Annotated in this window: 18 protein-coding genes and 1 other RNA gene; 9 read left to right on the top strand and 10 right to left on the bottom strand. The window is 58.5% G+C overall.

Annotation, left to right across the window (positions count from 1 at the left end; translation table 11 throughout):
* Positions 1–45 precede the first annotated feature (45 nt).
* On the top strand, positions 46–1,047 hold the full coding sequence (locus tag GH784_RS00980) for an LLM class flavin-dependent oxidoreductase (RefSeq protein WP_019564904.1): 1,002 nt from the start codon (positions 46–48) through the stop codon (positions 1,045–1,047).
* A 52-nt stretch (positions 1,048–1,099) separates the two neighbouring features.
* Here GH784_RS00980 and GH784_RS00975 read toward each other — a convergent pair whose 3' ends face one another.
* A complete protein-coding gene (locus GH784_RS00975) occupies positions 1,100–1,846 on the bottom strand; it encodes a YebC/PmpR family DNA-binding transcriptional regulator (RefSeq protein ID WP_003497595.1) in 747 nt (248 codons plus the stop codon).
* A 200-nt stretch (positions 1,847–2,046) separates the two neighbouring features.
* Between GH784_RS00975 and GH784_RS00970 the strand changes: the two genes are divergently transcribed.
* Positions 2,047–2,550: a pyridoxamine 5'-phosphate oxidase family protein gene (locus tag GH784_RS00970; protein WP_003511401.1), complete on the top strand. Its 504-nt coding sequence runs from the start codon at positions 2,047–2,049 to the stop codon at positions 2,548–2,550.
* 37 nt (positions 2,551–2,587) lie between these two features.
* Here GH784_RS00970 and GH784_RS00965 read toward each other — a convergent pair whose 3' ends face one another.
* From GH784_RS00965 to GH784_RS00930, 7 genes are all read right to left on the bottom strand, one after another.
* Positions 2,588–3,430 (bottom strand): MBL fold metallo-hydrolase, encoded by an 843-nt coding sequence (locus GH784_RS00965; protein ID WP_013761825.1) that lies wholly within the window; start codon positions 3,428–3,430, stop codon positions 2,588–2,590.
* 127 nt (positions 3,431–3,557) lie between these two features.
* The gene (locus tag GH784_RS00960; protein ID WP_003511403.1) at positions 3,558–4,382 is read right to left on the bottom strand and encodes a TIGR00282 family metallophosphoesterase; all 825 of its coding nucleotides are present in this window, start codon (positions 4,380–4,382) and stop codon (positions 3,558–3,560) included.
* Between the two features lie 105 nt (positions 4,383–4,487).
* The gene (locus tag GH784_RS00955) at positions 4,488–5,069 is read right to left on the bottom strand and encodes a 5-formyltetrahydrofolate cyclo-ligase (RefSeq protein WP_035199653.1); all 582 of its coding nucleotides are present in this window, start codon (positions 5,067–5,069) and stop codon (positions 4,488–4,490) included.
* Positions 5,069–6,331, bottom strand: a complete 1,263-nt coding sequence (locus GH784_RS00950) for a hemolysin family protein (protein WP_003511405.1) — start codon at positions 6,329–6,331, stop codon at positions 5,069–5,071. Before GH784_RS00950 ends, GH784_RS00955 begins: the two co-directional genes overlap by 1 nt.
* Positions 6,332–6,565: 234 nt before the next feature.
* Positions 6,566–6,724, bottom strand: a non-coding RNA gene (gene ssrS / locus GH784_RS00940) — 6S RNA.
* Between the two features lie 78 nt (positions 6,725–6,802).
* The gene (locus tag GH784_RS00935) at positions 6,803–7,180 is read right to left on the bottom strand and encodes a cell division protein ZapA (RefSeq protein ID WP_003511406.1); all 378 of its coding nucleotides are present in this window, start codon (positions 7,178–7,180) and stop codon (positions 6,803–6,805) included.
* An 11-nt stretch (positions 7,181–7,191) separates the two neighbouring features.
* Positions 7,192–7,464 carry a DUF4164 domain-containing protein gene (locus tag GH784_RS00930; protein ID WP_003511407.1) on the bottom strand — a complete coding sequence of 91 codons (273 nt, stop codon included), beginning with the start codon at positions 7,462–7,464 and terminating at the stop codon, positions 7,192–7,194.
* A gap of 324 nt (positions 7,465–7,788) precedes the next feature.
* Here GH784_RS00930 and tkt point away from each other — a divergent pair, with 324 nt between their 5' ends.
* Together tkt and gap are read left to right on the top strand one after the other, a co-directional pair.
* Positions 7,789–9,771, top strand: coding sequence for a transketolase (gene tkt / locus GH784_RS00925; protein WP_065704432.1), 1,983 nt, complete (start codon positions 7,789–7,791; stop codon positions 9,769–9,771).
* A 62-nt stretch (positions 9,772–9,833) separates the two neighbouring features.
* The gene (gap, locus tag GH784_RS00920) at positions 9,834–10,844 is read left to right on the top strand and encodes a type I glyceraldehyde-3-phosphate dehydrogenase (protein WP_003511409.1); all 1,011 of its coding nucleotides are present in this window, start codon (positions 9,834–9,836) and stop codon (positions 10,842–10,844) included.
* A 200-nt stretch (positions 10,845–11,044) separates the two neighbouring features.
* Here gap and GH784_RS00915 read toward each other — a convergent pair whose 3' ends face one another.
* Positions 11,045–11,311, bottom strand: coding sequence for a hypothetical protein (locus tag GH784_RS00915; protein ID WP_003511410.1), 267 nt, complete (start codon positions 11,309–11,311; stop codon positions 11,045–11,047).
* A 386-nt stretch (positions 11,312–11,697) separates the two neighbouring features.
* Between GH784_RS00915 and GH784_RS00910 the strand changes: the two genes are divergently transcribed.
* The 3 genes from GH784_RS00910 to GH784_RS00900 all read left to right on the top strand — a co-directional run bounded on the left by GH784_RS00910 (position 11,698) and on the right by GH784_RS00900 (position 16,050).
* Positions 11,698–13,563, top strand: coding sequence for a potassium/proton antiporter (locus GH784_RS00910; RefSeq protein ID WP_026330715.1), 1,866 nt, complete (start codon positions 11,698–11,700; stop codon positions 13,561–13,563).
* Positions 13,564–13,631: 68 nt separating this feature from the next.
* Positions 13,632–14,834 carry a phosphoglycerate kinase gene (locus GH784_RS00905; protein ID WP_003511413.1) on the top strand — a complete coding sequence of 401 codons (1,203 nt, stop codon included), beginning with the start codon at positions 13,632–13,634 and terminating at the stop codon, positions 14,832–14,834.
* Between the two features lie 190 nt (positions 14,835–15,024).
* Complete coding sequence (locus GH784_RS00900) at positions 15,025–16,050, top strand: class I fructose-bisphosphate aldolase (protein WP_003511414.1); 1,026 nt, start codon at positions 15,025–15,027, stop codon at positions 16,048–16,050.
* Between the two features lie 56 nt (positions 16,051–16,106).
* Here GH784_RS00900 and GH784_RS27065 read toward each other — a convergent pair whose 3' ends face one another.
* A complete protein-coding gene (locus tag GH784_RS27065) occupies positions 16,107–16,262 on the bottom strand; it encodes a hypothetical protein (RefSeq protein ID WP_013761835.1) in 156 nt (51 codons plus the stop codon).
* Between the two features lie 136 nt (positions 16,263–16,398).
* Between GH784_RS27065 and GH784_RS00895 the strand changes: the two genes are divergently transcribed.
* A complete protein-coding gene (locus GH784_RS00895) occupies positions 16,399–17,688 on the top strand; it encodes an MFS transporter (RefSeq protein ID WP_003511417.1) in 1,290 nt (429 codons plus the stop codon).
* A complete protein-coding gene (locus GH784_RS00890; RefSeq protein WP_003511418.1) occupies positions 17,685–17,876 on the top strand; it encodes a DUF1192 domain-containing protein in 192 nt (63 codons plus the stop codon). Before GH784_RS00895 ends, GH784_RS00890 begins: the two co-directional genes overlap by 4 nt.
* The last annotated feature ends 19 nt before the right edge of the window (positions 17,877–17,895 follow it).

Below are 17,895 nucleotides of genomic sequence, written 5' to 3'. Positions count from 1 at the left end.
CGCCTTACATCCGCATCAAAGACAGAATTTGTGTAGGAGCGTTGGATGATCCCCTTTTCCATTCTCGACCTTTCGCCAATCGGCGAAGGCGAGAGCGTCAGCCAGGCGCTTGAAAATTCTCGCCGCATGGCGATCAAGGCTGAAGACCACGGTTACAACCGCATCTGGCTTGCGGAGCACCATGGCATGCCTGGTATTGCGAGCGCAGCCACATCGCTCGTGATCGCCCATGTTGGTGCCGCCACGAAACATATTCGCGTCGGTTCAGGCGGCATCATGCTGCCTAACCACTCCCCGCTCGTCATTGCCGAACAATTCGGCACGCTGGCGGCACTGTTGCCTGGCCGGGTCGATCTCGGACTTGGCCGCGCGCCGGGAACCGATATGCGGACGGCAAGGGCGCTGCGCCGCAATCTTGATGCCGGTGCGGAGAACTTCCCGCACGACATCATCGAGCTCCAGCAGTACCTTGGCCAGCCCCAGCAGGATCAGGCGATCCTTGCCGTGCCCGGCATGAATTCGCACGTGCCGCTCTGGTTGCTTGGCTCAAGCACCTATAGCGCGCATCTGGCAGCGGCACTCGGCCTGCCCTATTCCTTTGCGTCGCATTTTGCGCCTGACATGCTGATGGAGGCGATCCATATCTATCGCGAGCGCTTCCAGCCCTCTGCGACGCTGGACAAGCCCTATGTGATGGTTGGAGTGATGGGAGTCGGCGCCGATACCGACGAGGAAGCGCAATATCTCTTCACCTCGTCACAGCAGCAATTCGTCAACCTGCGCCGCAATGTACGCGTCCCGTTCCCCAAGCCGGTTCACAGCATGGACGACCACTGGAACGAGATGGAGCGTTTTTCGGTGGAACATACCTTGCGTTTCGCCGCCGTCGGCTCGCCTGAAACAATCGGACGCCACCTCGACGGCTTCCTCGCCGAAACGCAGGCCGACGAACTGATCGTCTCGATGCCGATCCACAATATCGAAAAACGGCTGCGATCCGTGGAGATCTTCGCCGATGTGCGGACCTCCATCAGGAAGGCCGCCTAAACAAAAAGCCCCGGAGCGATGACGCTGCCGGGGCTTTTTTTAGTCTGAACCGTCAGGCGGAAAGCTTGGCGAGAATTTCTTCCGAAACTTCGAAGTTGGAATAGACGCTCTGCACGTCGTCATCGTCTTCGAGATTGTCGATGAGCTTCATCAGCGACTGCGCCTTTTCCTCATCCACCGGCACCGTGTTCTGCGGCTTCCAGATGGCCTTGACGCTTTCAGCTTCGCCGAGCACGCCTTCCAGCGCCTTGGAAACCTCGTTCATCGCCTCGAAACCGCAGATGATGGTGTGACCGTCCTCAGAAGATTCGACATCGTCGGCACCAGCTTCGATAGCCGCTTCCATGACCTTGTCGGCATCGCCGACTTCGGCCTTGTAAGTGATCTCACCGACGCGGTCGAAGGAGAAGGAAACCGATCCGGTTTCGCCGAGTGCGCCACCAGCCTTGGTGAAGATGGAGCGGACGTTGGAGGCGGTGCGGTTGCGGTTGTCGGTCAAGGCCTCGACGACGACCGCGACGCCACCCGGGCCGTAACCCTCGTAACGGACCTCATCGTAGTTTTCGCTGTCTGCACCGGAAGCTTTCTTGATCGCGCGCTCGATATTGTCCTTCGGCATGGACTGGGCCTTGGCGTTCTGAATTGCCAGGCGCAGGCGCGCGTTCATGTTCGGGTCGGGCATGCCCGCCTTTGCCGCAACGGTGATTTCACGCGCAAGCTTGGAAAACATTTTGGACCGAACGGAGTCCTGCTTGCCCTTGCGGTGCATGATGTTCTTGAACTGTGAATGACCAGCCATGGAAAACCTGATTGTCTTAATTTGGAGATTGCGGGCCTTATAAGTGCGATATGCCCGCCGTTCAAGCCCGCAAGCGCTTTCTCTTGGCCGCAAGAATATAAGGAACTGATTTATCCGCTTTTCGTTTTGACAATGAAAGCGGAAGAGCGGGACATTTTTCACCCTCCCGGTCGCCGCAGCAAACCCAACGGAGGAAACACATGGTCAGCCTGACTGAAGCAAGAGAAAACCCTGCCCGCCAGCTCTGGGATGAGGTCAATTCGGTCCATGCCGGCATGCTTGGCCTCGAGGGCCTGCACAATCATATGCAGCCGATGGCACCGCACGCCGACCCCAAGACCAACACGATCTGGTTTTTCTCCAAGAAAGACACCGATCTCGTCAAAACGCTGAAGCCGGGTTCGCGGGCGCATTTTTGTGTCGTCGGCAAGGACCATGATTATCACGCCTGCCTCTCGGGTGTGCTCGAGGCGCGCGACGACAGGACAAAGATCGAAGAATACTGGAACTCCGTAACCGCAGCCTGGTACGAGCACGGTAAGAGCGATCCGCAACTGACGATGCTGGCGCTGCATGTTGACGACGCGGAAATCTGGGCCTCGACTGACAGCACGCTAAAATTCGGCTGGGAAATCGCCAAGGCCAATATGTCCGACGATAAAATGCCTGATGTCGGCGTTCGCCAGCACCTCGCCTTCGCCTGAGATACGACTCCCCCGACTTTCCTCGCCGGTCGCTTTACTACATGCCTTTTGGCACCAGTATCTGCGGCTGGCGGGGAAGGTTCCTCATTGAGACCCGGATGATCGCATCTTTTGCGTAGGCGATCTGGAAGCTTTCCCCAAACATCGTCAGAAACTGCTCCAACGGCGGCCCGGTGCGGTGCATGGGCAAGATCAGTGCGGAGCGCAGGCGCTTGACCACGCGGCTCATGCTGTCGGCCCCCATCGTCAAACCACCATCCACTGGAACCATCAGCACATCCAGACGACCGATTTCGGCATAATGCTTGTCCGTCAGTTCGTGATGCAGATGGCCGAGATGGCCGATACACAGCCCCGCAACCTCGAAGATGAAAATGGAATTGCCGTTTTCCTGAAAGGATTCGTAATCGCCCCAGCGGTTGCGAATGTCAGTCGCGACGTTGCGGATATAGACATCACCGACCAGAAGCTTGTGCTCGGCCTTTTCTCCGGGCGTATCGCTCCAACCGTGCAGCACATGCTGAATGGCCGGATCCGGACTAAGAGTGAAATGCGTCATATGCGCCCGGTTCATCGTCACCACTGTCGGCGTGACCGGTGGGCGATAGACGCCATTATAATCTGTGGCGATCGTCACGCCGCCAGGACTTTCGATGAGATAGGTGGAATGGCCGATGAAGCTGATCTTCACCTCTTCCTTAGCCGTGGCCTGCGCCAGCTGGGCACCTGCCGGTTTGAAGCTGGCGAACATGACGCCGGGAATGTTGCGGGCGATTGCCTGGCACTGGCTGACGGGAGGGCGGCTTCCAGCCTGGGAAAAGGCCGCTCCCGCGCACGCAACCAGTCCGGCCATTGCAAGCATTAGCACGCGCAGCATCATGCCACTCCCTCGAACTTGCGAAGAAAGGAAGATGAGGCAGGTTTTGCAGGGCGTCCAGCGCCAACAGCGGCGGAACGCTCACGATCTCGTCATTGTGAACGGATGATGAGCGCTAGAAGCCGAAAGCTCACGCCCAGAAGGACGGGAGGGTTTCGGAGAGCCTCGGGCCAATTCGCAGCGGTGCGATCTTTTCCGCAAGGCCGGTCCGGTCGGAAATCTCGACGCCGACGCCGCAGATCGTCGCAGGTCCACTGGCGGCTTCGAAACGGCCCTTCGGCATTTTGGAAATGAAGCGGTTGATCGGCTCTTCCTTTTCCATGCCAAGCGAGCTGTCGTAGTCACCGCACATGCCGGCGTCCGACATATAGGCCGTGCCACCGTTCAAGATCTGGGCGTCAGCAGTCGGAACATGGGTGTGGGTGCCGACGACGAAGCTTGCACGTCCATCAACGAAATGACCGAAACACTGTTTTTCGCTCGTCGCTTCCGCGTGGAAATCGAAGATGATGGCGTCGGCCTGCTCCTTCAGCGGGCAGGCAGCGAGAATGTTCTCCGCCGATTTGAAGGGATCGTCCAGTTCCGGATGCATGAAGACCCGGCCCATGATGTTGGCGACAAGCACACGCGCACCGTTGCGGGCGTAAAAGATGCCCGAGCCCTTGCCCGGCGTACCATCGGGATAATTGGCTGGCCGCAGGAACTGGTCATGGCGCTCGCAGAAGGAAACGGCCTCCTTCTGGTCCCAGACATGGTTGCCGGTCGTCACCACATCCGCACCGGCATTGATGGTTTCGAGATAGATATCCTCGGTGATGCCGAAACCACCGGCGGCGTTTTCGCCATTAACGATGACGAAATCGAGCTTCAGATCGGAAATAAGCCCGGGCAACCTGTCCCAGACAGCCGTGCGTCCGGTCTTGCCAACCATATCTCCGAGAAAAAGAAGCCTCATTCACCCGCCCCGATCTTGCGCATGTTCCTAAATTCCGTCCCCTCTAACGGGTAATCCATCTTTTAAAAAGTGCTAAAGCGCCTTTTTCCGACCGGTCATCAACGGCTACGCCGAAAACCAGCGCAAGCCACTCTCCGTCAGAACCGCCTGAAGCGGCACGTCATGTGGCTCCGCCGGCACGGATGGCACTTCCTGACAATCAAATGCGACGCCGATGAGAACGGGGGCTCGGCCTTTGCTGTGCAATCTCGCAATAGCGCGATCATAATGACCCGCGCCATAACCGATACGCTGACCCTGCCCGTCAAAGACGGAGAGCGGGACGAGCAGAATATCCGGATCGAGAACTTCTGCGTCCTCCGCCGGACCGGTCGTGCCGAAGCCCGTCTTCACCAGCGGTGCATCCGCATCAAAGGCGCGGAAAACGATGGTCTCCCGGTTCAGCACAACGGGAAGGGCGAGGCGCCCGCCTCTTGTCCGCAGTGCCTCCATCAGCGGCCGAATATCGGCCTCTGAACGGATGGGCATGAAACCGGAAATAACGGCACCTGGCGAGAACGGAATGGCAGATGCACCATATGCCGTCATCGCCTCGCTTTTTTGCTGACGCTCGGCTTGTGGCAACGCATCACGCGCGGCAAGCCTTTCGCCGCGCAGCCTTGCTTTTTCGGCGATGTCGCCAGACATCAGGCAGCCCGGCTCACGAGCACCTTGTCGATACGGTGTCCATCAAGGTCTATGACCTCAAAACGCCAGCCGTTGCGGGTGATGTGTTCGCCCAGTTCCGGCAGGCGACGGAACTCGTCAAGCACCAGACCGGCAACGGTCTCGAACTCGGCGTCTTCGTCGATCTGGAAGCCCATGCGGTAAGCGAACTCATCGGCGGGCATCCAGCCGGCAACGAGGAACGAACCGTCCTCGCGCTCGACGATCGCCGGCTCCTCGTCATTGTCTTCCTGGAAGGCACCTGTGATTGCTTCCAGGACGTCGCCAGAGCTGACGATACCTTCGAAATGGCCGTATTCGTCATAGACCAGCACCATATGCACGGTGGAACGGCGCAATGACTGGATGACATCGACAGCGCTCGTCAGATCCGAGACGACGGGAACTTCGCGCAGAAGCTCGCGCACATTCAGCTCCTTGCCGGATGCCAGCGCATCGAAAGCGTCCTTGGCGAAAAGCACGCCGAGAATTTCATCGGAAGCGCCGTTGCGCACGGGCAGGCGGGAACGCTGCGTTTCCCGAAGCTGAACACGGATTTCTTCCGCACTGTCTTCAATATCGACGACTTCCACGTCGCGGCGCGGCGTCATCAGGCCACGGGCATTACGGTCGGCAAGGCGCATGACGCTGGTGATCATCGCCGATTCCTCGGTTTCGATGACGCCGGCGCTATGAGCTTCCGCCAGAACCGTGCGGATTTCGTCATCCGTGACCGATGCATTGGACGTGCCGCTATGGCCGAGAAGCGCAAGGATGGCCTTGCCGGATTTGTCGAGAAACCAGACCAGCGGCGCGCCGACCTTAGAGAGCATCACCATGGTGGGTGCAACACGGGCAGCGATCTTTTCCGGATCGCGCAGCGCAATCTGCTTCGGCACCAGTTCGCCGACGATCAGCGACAAATACGTGATGGCGACGACCACGGAGCCCACGCCCAACGCATCGGCAACCCGATCAGGGACGCCCTGCACCGACAGCCATGCCGTGAACCGGGCGCCGAGGGTGGCGCCGGAAAACGCACCGGAGAGAACGCCGACCAGCGTGATGCCGATCTGCACCGTGGAAAGAAAGCGTCCGGGATTTTCGGAAAGACCGAGCGCCATCGTGGCGCCCTTGCTGCCGTGCGCGGCAAGCACCTTGAGCCTCGCCGGTCTGGAGGAGACAACGGCAAGCTCGGACATGGCAAGCACACCGTTCAATACGGTGAGCAGGACCACGATCATAATTTCAGTAAACAAGTTTAGCTCTTTGGGCTGTTGAACGGCACGTCGCGGTTTTGGCCGCAGCGCCCTCTTTCAAAAAAAAGGGCATGACAGACATACCAATTGAGATAATAGGGAATTGTTCCGCCATTGCAATGACAGCAGCATAAAAAAGCCGTCTCCGGCAGCAATGAAAAATAACTGTCGACACTATATGAGTCAGAAGAAGAATCGGGGAGTGACCCGAAACTTCAAGTGCGATCCACGGCGACCGATGGAGATTTACGATCCTGGGTGCCTACAAATGTAGGTGGGCGCCATGTGTCCAGCCCCACGGGACTGGCCAGGGACAGCTCCCTTTGGATCGAGTATGGCCCCAGGGATTGTGGTTCCTGTCGGGAAGCGCAGAACGCCTCTTAGATATAGGACGTATCCAACCAAACCACCAGAGGGCCACGAACGAATTTTGTTGCTGGAAAGCTTTGCCGGCGATCAATGCGCCGCAGGCTTTGGCCGCGCCAGGAGTTTTTCGGTAATACCGTTCAGACGGTCGGCCAGATCGCTGATGGCAACGGCAACCATCTCGTCCGATCTTGCCTTGTGTTCGGCCATACCGTCGCGGTTGCGAGAAAGGGACGCTATTTCCCCCTCCAGCTTTTCGATCTTGCGGTTGAGCTCGGAAAGTTCGTCCATCACCATGATGCCCGACATGACGGTCAATCGCAGATCACCGATTTCGCCGAACTGGCTCTTTAGATGCCCCACATAACGGTCAAAACGGGTAGCGAGATCGGTCAGGTGCTCTTCCTGCCCTGCCTCGCAAGCCATGCGGTAGGCCTTGCCGTCGATCATAACAGTAACTTGCGCCATGAAACCGCTCCCTATCGATCCAGCACCGCGCGAATCGTCTCCATCGCCGTCACCAGACGGCGGGAAACCTCGCGGTTGACTTCTTCGAGACGATTGGCGCGAAACTCGGCCTGGTCCAGCTCGTGCGCGAGCCTTGCGCGATCGACATGGACCCGCTTGACCTCGTTATCGATTTCGCCCGTCTCCCTTTGCCGTTCGATACGCATATCGATGGCATTTTCGAGATTTGTGATGGCAGCGCTCAGCTCCGTCACCGCAGATTGTACGGTCTTCTCAGCCGACATCGTTTTTTCCAACTCGCAAGTAACCGGCCGAATCGTCCGGTTTCAGGCCTTTTCAACATCCAAGAGGTTATTACCCGATTTATCATCACGTCAATCAAACCAGTGCATTGAGGCGTTTTGCTCTGTGGATGAACGAGGAAACGGCGACACATATCGCACGATTTTTCTCGAGACACCCGTTTTGCTAAACGATTTTTATCCTTGAGAGAACCGCAATTGCCCGTGGATTTATTGACTTGCCTGCCTCACCTGCTATGGATCAACCCGCTTTTTGGATAGTTGCGTAAAACTATCTCCCTTCACCCGGAAACAGACGGAAAAGCCATGATTTCTCGCGACAAACACGACCGGATGGCCAATGCAATCCGCTTTCTTGCCATGGATGCAGTAGAGAAGGCCAACTCCGGCCATCCCGGCCTGCCGATGGGCGCAGCTGATGTCGCCACTGTTCTTTTCACCCGCTTTTTGAAGTTCGATCCCAAGAGCTCGTTGTGGCCGGATCGTGACCGCTTCGTGCTGTCTGCGGGCCATGGTTCGATGTTGCTTTACTCGCTGCTCTATTTGACGGGCTACGAGGACATGACTATCGACGAGATCAAGCGTTTCCGTCAGTTCGGCTCCAAGACCGCCGGCCATCCCGAATATGGCCACGCGACCGGCATCGAAACGACGACCGGCCCGCTCGGCCAGGGCATCGCCAACGCCGTTGGCATGGCAATCGCCGAACGCAAGCTGGAAGAAGAATTCGGCTCCGATCTGCAGAACCACTTCACATATGTGCTGTGTGGTGACGGCTGCCTCATGGAAGGCATCAGCCATGAAGCCATCGCGCTTGCCGGCCACCTGAAGCTCAACAAGCTCGTTCTGTTCTGGGATGACAACAACATCACCATCGACGGTGAAGTTGGCCTTTCCGACAGCACCGACCAGATCGCCCGCTTCCAGGCTGTTCACTGGAACACCATACGCGTCGACGGCCATGATCCGGATGCGATTGCCGCCGCGATCGAAGCTGCACATAAATCCGACCGCCCGACCTTCATCGCCTGCAAGACCGTGATCGGTTTCGGCGCACCCAACAAGCAGGGTACCCACAAGGTTCACGGCAACCCGCTGGGCGCCGAAGAAATCGCCGCCGCCCGCAAGAGCCTCAACTGGGAAGCCGAAGCTTTCGTCATTCCGGAAGACGTGCTGGATGCATGGCGTCTCGCCGGCCTGCGCTCGACCAAGACCCGTCAGGACTGGGAAGCCCGTCTCGAAGCCACTGAAGCCGGCAAGAAGGCCGAATTCAAGCGCCGCTTCGCCGGCGATCTGCCCGGCAACTTCCACAGCGCGATCGATGCCTTCAAGAAGAAGATCATCGAGAACAACCCGACCGTTGCGACCCGCAAGGCCTCGGAAGACTCGCTTGAAGTCATCAACGGCATCCTGCCGGAAATGATCGGCGGCTCGGCCGACCTGACGCCGTCCAACAACACCAAGACCAGCCAGATGAAGTCCATCACGCCGACGGACTTCTCCGGCCGGTACCTGCATTACGGCATCCGCGAACACGGCATGGCAGCAGCGATGAACGGTATCGCACTGCATGGCGGTCTCATTCCCTATGCCGGCGGCTTCCTGATCTTCTCGGACTATTGCCGTCCGTCGATCCGTCTGGCTGCCCTGATGGGCATCCGCGTCGTCCACGTTCTGACGCATGATTCCATCGGCGTCGGCGAAGACGGCCCGACCCACCAGCCGGTGGAGCAGATCGCCGCGCTGCGCGCCATCCCGAACCTGCTCGTCTTCCGCCCGGCGGATGAAACCGAGACGGCGGAATGCTGGCAGCTGGCGCTTGAGCAGAAGCATCGTCCTTCGGCACTGGCGCTCACCCGCCAGAACCTTGCGCCTTCGCGCAAGGAATACGAAGAAAAGAACCTTTCCGCTTACGGCGCCTACGAACTCGTATCCGCAAGCGATGCCAAGGTTTCGATCTTTGCATCCGGCTCGGAAGTGGAAGTAGCGCTCAAGGCTGCAGCGACGCTGAAGGACAAGGGCGTTTCCGCCCGCGTCGTTTCCGTTCCCTGCTTCGAGCTCTTCAAGGAACAGCCGGAAACCTACCGCAACGCCATCATCGGCAAGGCTCCGGTCAAAATTGCGGTGGAAGCCGCCATCCGCCAGGGCTGGGATTACTTCATCGGCTCCGACGGCGCTTTCGTCGGCATGCATTCCTTTGGTGCGTCCGCGCCGGCGAAGGATCTCTTCAAGCACTTCGGCATCACGGCGGAAGCTGTCGTCGCCGCAGTCGAGGCAAAACTTGCATGAGGGCTTCCCAAGCCCTCACATTCCGCAAAGACCAAGCACATATCTTGTTCGGGAGACTATAAATGACTGTAAAAGTTGCCATTAACGGCTTTGGCCGCATCGGCCGCAATGTTCTGCGTGCCATCGTCGAATCCGGCCGCACCGATATCGAAGTCGTTGCCATCAACGACCTCGGCCCGGTTGAAACCAACGCCCACCTGCTGCGCTACGATTCGATCCACGGCAAGTTCCCGGCAGATGTGAAGGTCGAAGGCGACACGATCATCGTTGGCGGCGGCAAGCCGATCAAGGTTACGGCCGTTCGCGATCCGGCAACGCTGCCGCACAAGGAACTGGGTGTCGACATCGCGCTCGAGTGCACCGGCATCTTCACCGCCCGCGACAAGGCCGCTGCCCACCTGACGGCAGGCGCCAAGCGCGTCATCGTTTCCGCTCCTGCTGACGGCGCTGACCTCACGGTTGTCTTCGGCGTCAACGACGATCAGCTGACGAAAGACCATCTGGTCATTTCCAACGCGTCCTGCACCACCAACTGCCTCGTGCCAGTTGTGAAGGTTCTCGATGACGTCGTTGGCATCGATCACGGCTTCATGACAACGATCCACTCCTACACGGGCGACCAGCCGACGCTGGACACCATGCACAAGGATCTGTACCGCGCCCGCGCCGCAGCCCTTTCCATGATCCCGACCTCGACGGGTGCAGCCAAGGCCGTTGGCCTCGTTCTGCCGCACCTCAAGGGCAAGCTGGACGGTACGTCGATCCGCGTTCCGACCCCGAACGTTTCGGTCGTCGATTTCAAGTTCATCGCCAAGCGCGACACGACGGTTGAGGAAGTCAACGAAGCAATCAAGTCCGCTTCCAACGGCAAGCTGAAGGGCATTCTCGGCTACACCGAAGAGCCTTTGGTCTCCCGCGACTTCAACCACGACAGCCACTCCTCGATCTTCGCGATCGATCAGACCAAGGTCATGGAAGGCAAGTTCGTGCGCGTTCTTTCCTGGTACGACAACGAGTGGGGCTTCTCCAACCGCATGTCGGATACGGCCGTCGCATTTGCGAAGACCATCTGAACAAGCACCACGGTTCGCGAATTACGAAAAACCGGCAGGCGCAATCCTGCCGGTTTTTCTTTGCCAAAAAATTGCCGGCGGGACGAGGGACCCGCCGGTATCGCTCCTGAAGCAAGGCGGGGCGTTTCGGATCGAAAACCATCGCCCGGCAAGAGGCGCATGAGACCAAACCGACCAAGTCTGATGAACTGCACAACCCGTTATTTCTTGTTGTTGATGATAATCTGATCCGAACTGCTACCGCTCCAGATCGTATCGAAAGTCTGTTGCCTCAAATCGCTTTGCTGCATGGAAAGCTTCATCATGCAGTCAGCGAAATCACGCGAACCTTCAGGGTAACCAAACACCCGGCAACGCTCGCGTTGGGCGGCCATGTTTTCAGCCGTCTGTTCCGTGCTAGAACAGCCCGAAACAATTGGGCCGACCGCCAGCAAGGCAATAAATATAGTAATGGATTTCCGTTTCATCCGATCGCTCCGGTCATGGTGAAAGCAACTCGGACGCGACAACTAACGTAGCTGCATTGTCTCTATGTTACGTCGAAACGCCGGCATGCGAATTGTTTGCGCGAAACATCCACAGCGCTACACGCCATGAACGTTTCGTCCGGGCGCCGAAAAAAATCCCATTTCCTGCCTTCGTCTGGTCCACTTTGAAACGGACAAGAAGAACAGGGACAACGGTCGTGCGCAATGCACTTCGGCCCTGCCGTATCATTCGATACACCCCGCCTTGCGTCGCCTTTCATCGCCACCCACAACAGCGCTGACAGACCGCAACCCGTGGCGCATTGACTGCAAACGTGCAGGGCATTGATTGCGACGGCCAGCGCGGTTTGAAAGAGGCGGTGGACGTGGAATCATTTTATCTTCTGTTGCTGGTGGCAACTGTTCTGGTTCTCGTCGCAGCGTTCTCAAGCCTCATCGCCTTCCGGTTCGGCGCACCGCTCCTGCTGCTCTTCCTGATGATTGGCCTTGCGGCAGGCGTGGATGGCCTCGGTATCCAGTTCACCAACAATCCGCTCGCCTATATGCTCGGCTCGCTCGTTCTCGCCGTCATCCTTTTCGATTCCGGTTTCGGTACGTCGATACAATCCTTCCGGCTTTCGGCAGCGCCCGCCGTCGCCCTCGCCACCGTCGGCGTCATCCTCACATCCGTGTTTTTCGCAGGCGCTGCCGCCCTGCTGCTCGGACTGTCGTGGCTGGAAGGCCTGCTGCTCGGCGCCATCGTCGCTTCTACGGATGCGGCAGCCGTATTCTTTCTCTTGCGCATCGGCGGCATTCATATCCGCGATCAGGTCCGCTCAACGCTTGAGGTCGAATCCGGCACCAATGATCCCATGGCGATTTTCCTCACCGTCGCGCTGGTCGAGATCATCGCCAAGGGACAGGGACTGGCCGGCATCGACACCGGCTTCCTGCTGCTGTTCGTCGAGGAAATGGGTCTCGGTGTTATTTTCGGCCTGCTCGGCGGCGTCATGATCGCAACAGTCGTCAACCGTTTCGCTGCCGACCGCGGGCTGGCGCCGATCTTCGTGCTGGCTCTTGCCCTGCTGGTCTTCTCCTTCACCGGCGCTATTGGCGGCAGTGGATTTCTTGCGGTCTATGTGGCGGGCATCGTTGCCGGCAACCGCCGGATTTTTGCGAAGGAGACCATCCGCCGTTTCCATGAAGGGCTGACCTGGCTTGCCCAGATCATCATGTTCCTGATGCTCGGCCTTCTGGCAACGCCATCGCAATTTCCAGCGATTGCCATTCCGGCCGTGCTGCTTGCGCTTTTCCTGATCTTTGTCGCCCGCCCGCTTGCGGTGTGGCTCAGCCTCATGCCCTTCAACTATACCCAGCAGGAAACCTCCTTCGTGGCATGGGTGGGCCTTCGTGGAGCGGTTTCCATCCTGCTTGCCATCATGCCCATTCTTGGCGGGCTGGACGATGCGCAAATCTATTTCAATGCCGCCTTCATCATCGTGCTCGTGTCGCTTCTGCTGCAAGGCTGGACCATCAAGCCGGTGGCAACACGGCTCGGGCTGATCGTGCCGCCGCGCATGGGTGATGTCGACAAACTGGAAGTGGACCTTCCCGGCACTGCCAATCACGAACTGATTTCCTACCGCGTGGCCAAAGGCAGCGCCATCATGCAGGGCGAGCGAATTCCCCGCTGGGCGATGCCTTCGCTCGTCGTGCGTGATGGCAAATCCATTCGCTACCAATATGCCGGGCGCCTGCGCGAGAATGATCTCGTCTATCTTTTTATCGCGCCCGGTTATACGCGGCTGATCGACCGGCTGTTTGCAAGCGCCCTGCCGGTTGCGGATGACGACGCCGATTTCTTCGGAATCTTTGCAATCTCTCCCGCGCGTCCGGCCACGGAGCTTGACGCCGCCTACGGCCCCGGCCTTATTTCGGCCAACGAGCATGCCATGAGCATCGCGGAACTGATCGAGGCGCGCCTTTCCGGCAAGGCAGATTATGCCGACCGGGTGCGCCTTGGTTCTATTGTTCTCATCGTTCGGGCGCTGGACGAACATGAGGCGATTACCGGGATCGGAATTTCGCTTGAGCCGGTCGAACCGGCTATCGGCCTACCGATCTTTATCAGCTTTTCGGAAATTCTCCGCCGCGTGCGCGCTTATCTGGCGCAGCGACGCCAGTCGGGCTCCACCGCTGCCGGCAAGGGCATTTCCGCGCCTTCAGACGAGGCAAGAGAAAATGAGGCCTGACCGGCTTGCGTCGGCAATCAGGCATAGTATGGTCCGTCCCGAACTCGCAACGAAATCAGGATCGACCTATGCCCGCCTTCAAGACCATCGATGACCTTAACGATATTGCCGGAAAGCGCGTCCTTGTCCGTGTTGATCTCAACGTGCCGGTTGCGGATGGCAAAGTGACGGACAGCACCCGTATCGAGCGGGTTGCACCGACCATTCTGGAGCTTTCCGAAAAAGGCGCAAAAGTCATTCTGCTCGCCCATTTCGGTCGCCCCAAGGGTGAACCTGTCGCCGACATGTCGCTCTCCCAGATCGTGCCTGCGGTCGAGGAAGTGCTGGATCACGCCGTTTTCTTCGCATCCGATTGCATCGGTGCGCCGGCAGCCGACGCAGTCGCGAAAATGAATGATGGCGATATCCTGCTTCTGGAAAACACCCGCTTTCACAAAGGCGAAGAGAAGAATGACACCGCCTTCGTCGAGGCTCTGGCAGCCAATGGCGATATCTATGTGAACGACGCCTTCTCTGCCGCGCACCGTGCGCACGCCTCCACCGAGGGCTTGGCGCGTCATCTGCCCGCCTATGCCGGTCGCACCATGCAGGCCGAGCTTGAGGCGCTGGAAAAAGGCCTTGGCCAGCCTGTTCGCCCGGTCGTCGCCATTGTCGGCGGCGCCAAGGTTTCCAGCAAGATCGATCTCCTGATGAACCTCGTCAAGAAGGTCGATGCCCTCGTCATCGGCGGCGGCATGGCCAATACCTTCCTTGCCGCGCGTGGCGCACAAGTCGGTAAGTCCCTCTGCGAGCACGACCTTGCCGAAACCGCAAAACAGATCATGATCGAGGCGGCGACATCCGGCTGTGCGATCGTACTGCCGGAAGACGGCGTGGTTGCCCGCGAATTCAAGGCCGGTGCGGCAAATGAAATCGTCGATATCAACGCCATTCCCGCTGACGCCATGGTTCTCGATGTCGGCCCAAAATCGGTCGAAAGCATCAAAGCCTGGATTTCGCGCGCGGAAACGCTGGTCTGGAACGGCCCGCTTGGCGCCTTCGAAATCGAGCCCTTCGATGCGGCAACCGTTGCTGCCGCAAAACATGCCGCCGAATGCACGAAGGCCGGCAAGCTCGTCTCCGTCGCCGGTGGCGGCGATACGGTCGCGGCACTCAACCATGCCGGAGTCTCGGACGATTTCACCTATATCTCGACGGCAGGCGGCGCCTTCCTAGAATGGATGGAAGGCAAGGAATTGCCGGGCGTTGCCATCCTGACCGCCGCCAAGTAGACTTCCCACACTTGCCTGACACGAGGCCGGACAAGCGATGCTTGGCCGGCCTTGTTTTTTGGTAAGTGCGCATGGGAGGAAAGTTTCAAACGATTGAAATGATTTCAATCGTTTCAATGAGTTAGCATGCCATTTCCCTGCCCTGGAACTTCTGTTATCGGGAATTTATTGTGCCTTGGGAGAATAGCAAATGACCGAACGTCTCGAAGACATCGCAATCAAAATGGTTGCAGACGGCAAGGGCCTGCTCGCCGCCGACGAATCCACAGGAACGATCAAGAAGCGTTTCGACAGCATCAACCTGGAATCAACCGAGACCGCCCGCCGCGATTATCGCGAAATGCTGTTCCGCTCCGACGACGCCATGAAGAAGTGCATCTCCGGCGTCATCCTTTACGAAGAAACCTTGTTCCAGAAGGCCGCCGACGGTACGCCATTCGTGGACATCATCAAGGCCGCCGGCAGCCTGCCGGGCATCAAGGTGGATATCGGCGCCAAGCCGATGGCTTTCCACCCGGGTGAATTCATAACCGAAGGCCTTGACGGCCTGTATGAGCGCCTGCGCAAGTACCATGAAGCCGGCGCGCGTTTCGCCAAGTGGCGCGGCGTCATCACCATCGGTGATCAGCGTCCGAGCTGGGGTTCGATCAAGGCAAACTCCCAGTCGCTCGCTCGTTACGCTGCCCTCTGCCAGCAGGCAGACATCGTGCCGATCGTGGAACCGGAAGTGCTGATGGACGGCGAACCCGGTACGCACGATATCGATCGCTGTGCGGAAGTCACGCAATGGGTTCTCCAGACCGTGTTCGCGGATTTGTTCGACGCCCGCGTCAACCTTGAAGGCATGATCCTCAAGCCGAACATGATCATCGACGGCAAGAATGCCCGCAAGGCTTCCGTTGATGAAGTGGCGGAAAAGACCGTGAAGGTTCTGAAGGCGACCGTGCCTTCTGCCGTTCCCGGCATCGCTTTCCTTTCCGGCGGCCAGTCCTCCGAAGAGGCGACGGCACATCTCTCCGCCATGAATGCCGGTTACGACCTGCCCTGGTCGCTGACCTATTCGTACGGCCGCGCCCTTCAGGACACCGCACTCAAGGCGTGGGGCGGTAAGCAGGAAAATGTCGCGGCCGGCCAGCGTGCTTTCACACACCGCGCGATGATGAACACCCTGGCTGCCAAGGGCAACTGGAAGCAGGAACTCGAAAAGGCTGCCTGAGGCATAGCCCCAGGCATTTATAAAAAATTGAAGCCGCCCCTTGGGCGGCTTTTTCTTTATGGGCGCAAAAGCAGCGTCGCCGACCAGATGACGAAGGCGGCAACCGCTATCTTCCAGCAATCGCCTCTTTTCTTGAGGCCGGGCAGGCCCAAGGGGCGGATGATCTGCACAATCATCGCCAGCAGTAAAAAAAGGCCGATCGCCTTTGTCATTTATTGAGCCTTTTCTTTATTTCTGCATCGTCACAGGCTGGACATTTTTACCGTTCACCAGAAGAGTGCAACTCATTCGGGTAACCCCCGTCTTATGGCCTGCCGACCATACGTTCGAACGCATGAGAGTGTCTTCATGAGCAGAAATCTTCTACCCGTATTCGCTCTTTTATCCAGCACTCTGTTTCTTTTTCTCGGTAACGGCCTTCAGGGTCTCGTGCTACCCATGCGCGGTTCGGCGGAAGGCTATTCCAATGAAATTCTGGGCTTTCTCGGCACCTCCTGGGCGGCAGGCTTCGTCATTGGGTGTTTTGTGGCGCCCGCCATCGTGCGACGTGCGGGGCATGTGCGGGCATTTGCCTCCTTCGTGGCGCTTGTCTGCCTGACCGTGCTGATGACCGGCCTCGTTATCGATGATGTCTGGTGGATTACGCTCCGCGCGCTTACAGGGTTCTGCACCGCCGGCACTTCCATGATCATCGAGAGCTGGCTGAACGAGCGCGCGACCAATGAGAGCCGCGGCATGATCTTTTCGCTCTATATCGCCATAACGCTGCTTGGCGTCGTGGCTGGGCAGATGATCGTGCCGATGGGCGATATCAGCAATAGCTCGCTGTTCATGATCTGCGGCATCATCTATTGCATCGCCATTCTGCCGGCCACGCTTTCTAAGGCTGCCAGTCCCCAGCCCTTGCAAAAGGTGAAGCTGGACTTACCCGCCCTCTATCGGAATTCGCCGGTCTCCTTCGTCGGTATCCTGATGATCGGCATCGCCAATGGTGCTTACGGTACGCTTGGCGCCGTTTTCGGCGCGCGGGCGGGCCTTGATCCGACCATGATCGCCATCATGGTTTCAGTCACGATTTTCGTCGGCGCGCTCGCCCAGTTTCCAGCAGGCCGCCTTTCGGACCGGATTGACCGCCGTTATGTGCTTGCCGGACTGGCGGGGCTTGGCGCGGTTGCGGGCTTGGCCGTGGCGGCCGTGCAGCCGCATGATGTCTATGTCCTCATTCCGATGATCGCCATTTACGGCGCCGCCGCCAACGCGCTTTATCCCATCGCCGTGGCGCATGCCAACGACTTTGCGGCATCGGAAGACTTCGTCAAGGTTTCCGGTGGACTGCTACTGCTTTATGGCATCGGCACCATCATCGGCCCGACGCTCGGCGGCGCGGTCATGACCTATTCCGGCCCCTATGCGCTGTTCCTGGTGACAGCCGTCGCCCATGTGCTGATCACGGCCTATGCCATCATCAGAAGCCGTCAGCGCGCCACGCTTTCGAACGCCGAAAAGGACAATTTCTCGACGATGATGCCGACAACGCCCTCACCGCTCGTGACACCGGAAAGCATTGCGCTTGACCCGCGCGCGCCGCAATATCCCGAGGACGATGGCGACCATGTTGAAAAAGGAGCAGGCATATGAGCCTCTTGGACGATGACCGTCCGCAAAAACCGGTAGCGCATGAGATCGGCAGCGATCTCAGCCTTCTTTCGGTGGACGAGCTGAGCAACCGCATCGACATTCTTCAAACCGAAATCACCCGACTTGAAGAGGAGAGGAAAAGGAAGTCTGCCGGCCGGCTTGCGGCGGAGAACCTCTTCCGGTCCTGACAGGCGGCCTTCAGCAAAA

Origin of the sequence: Agrobacterium tumefaciens, assembly GCF_009649785.1 — a bacterium.
GTDB classification, from domain to species: Bacteria; Pseudomonadota; Alphaproteobacteria; order Rhizobiales; family Rhizobiaceae; genus Agrobacterium; species Agrobacterium tumefaciens.
Note: the sequence above shows the minus strand (reverse complement) of the source record. Positions and strands in the feature narration are given on the sequence as shown.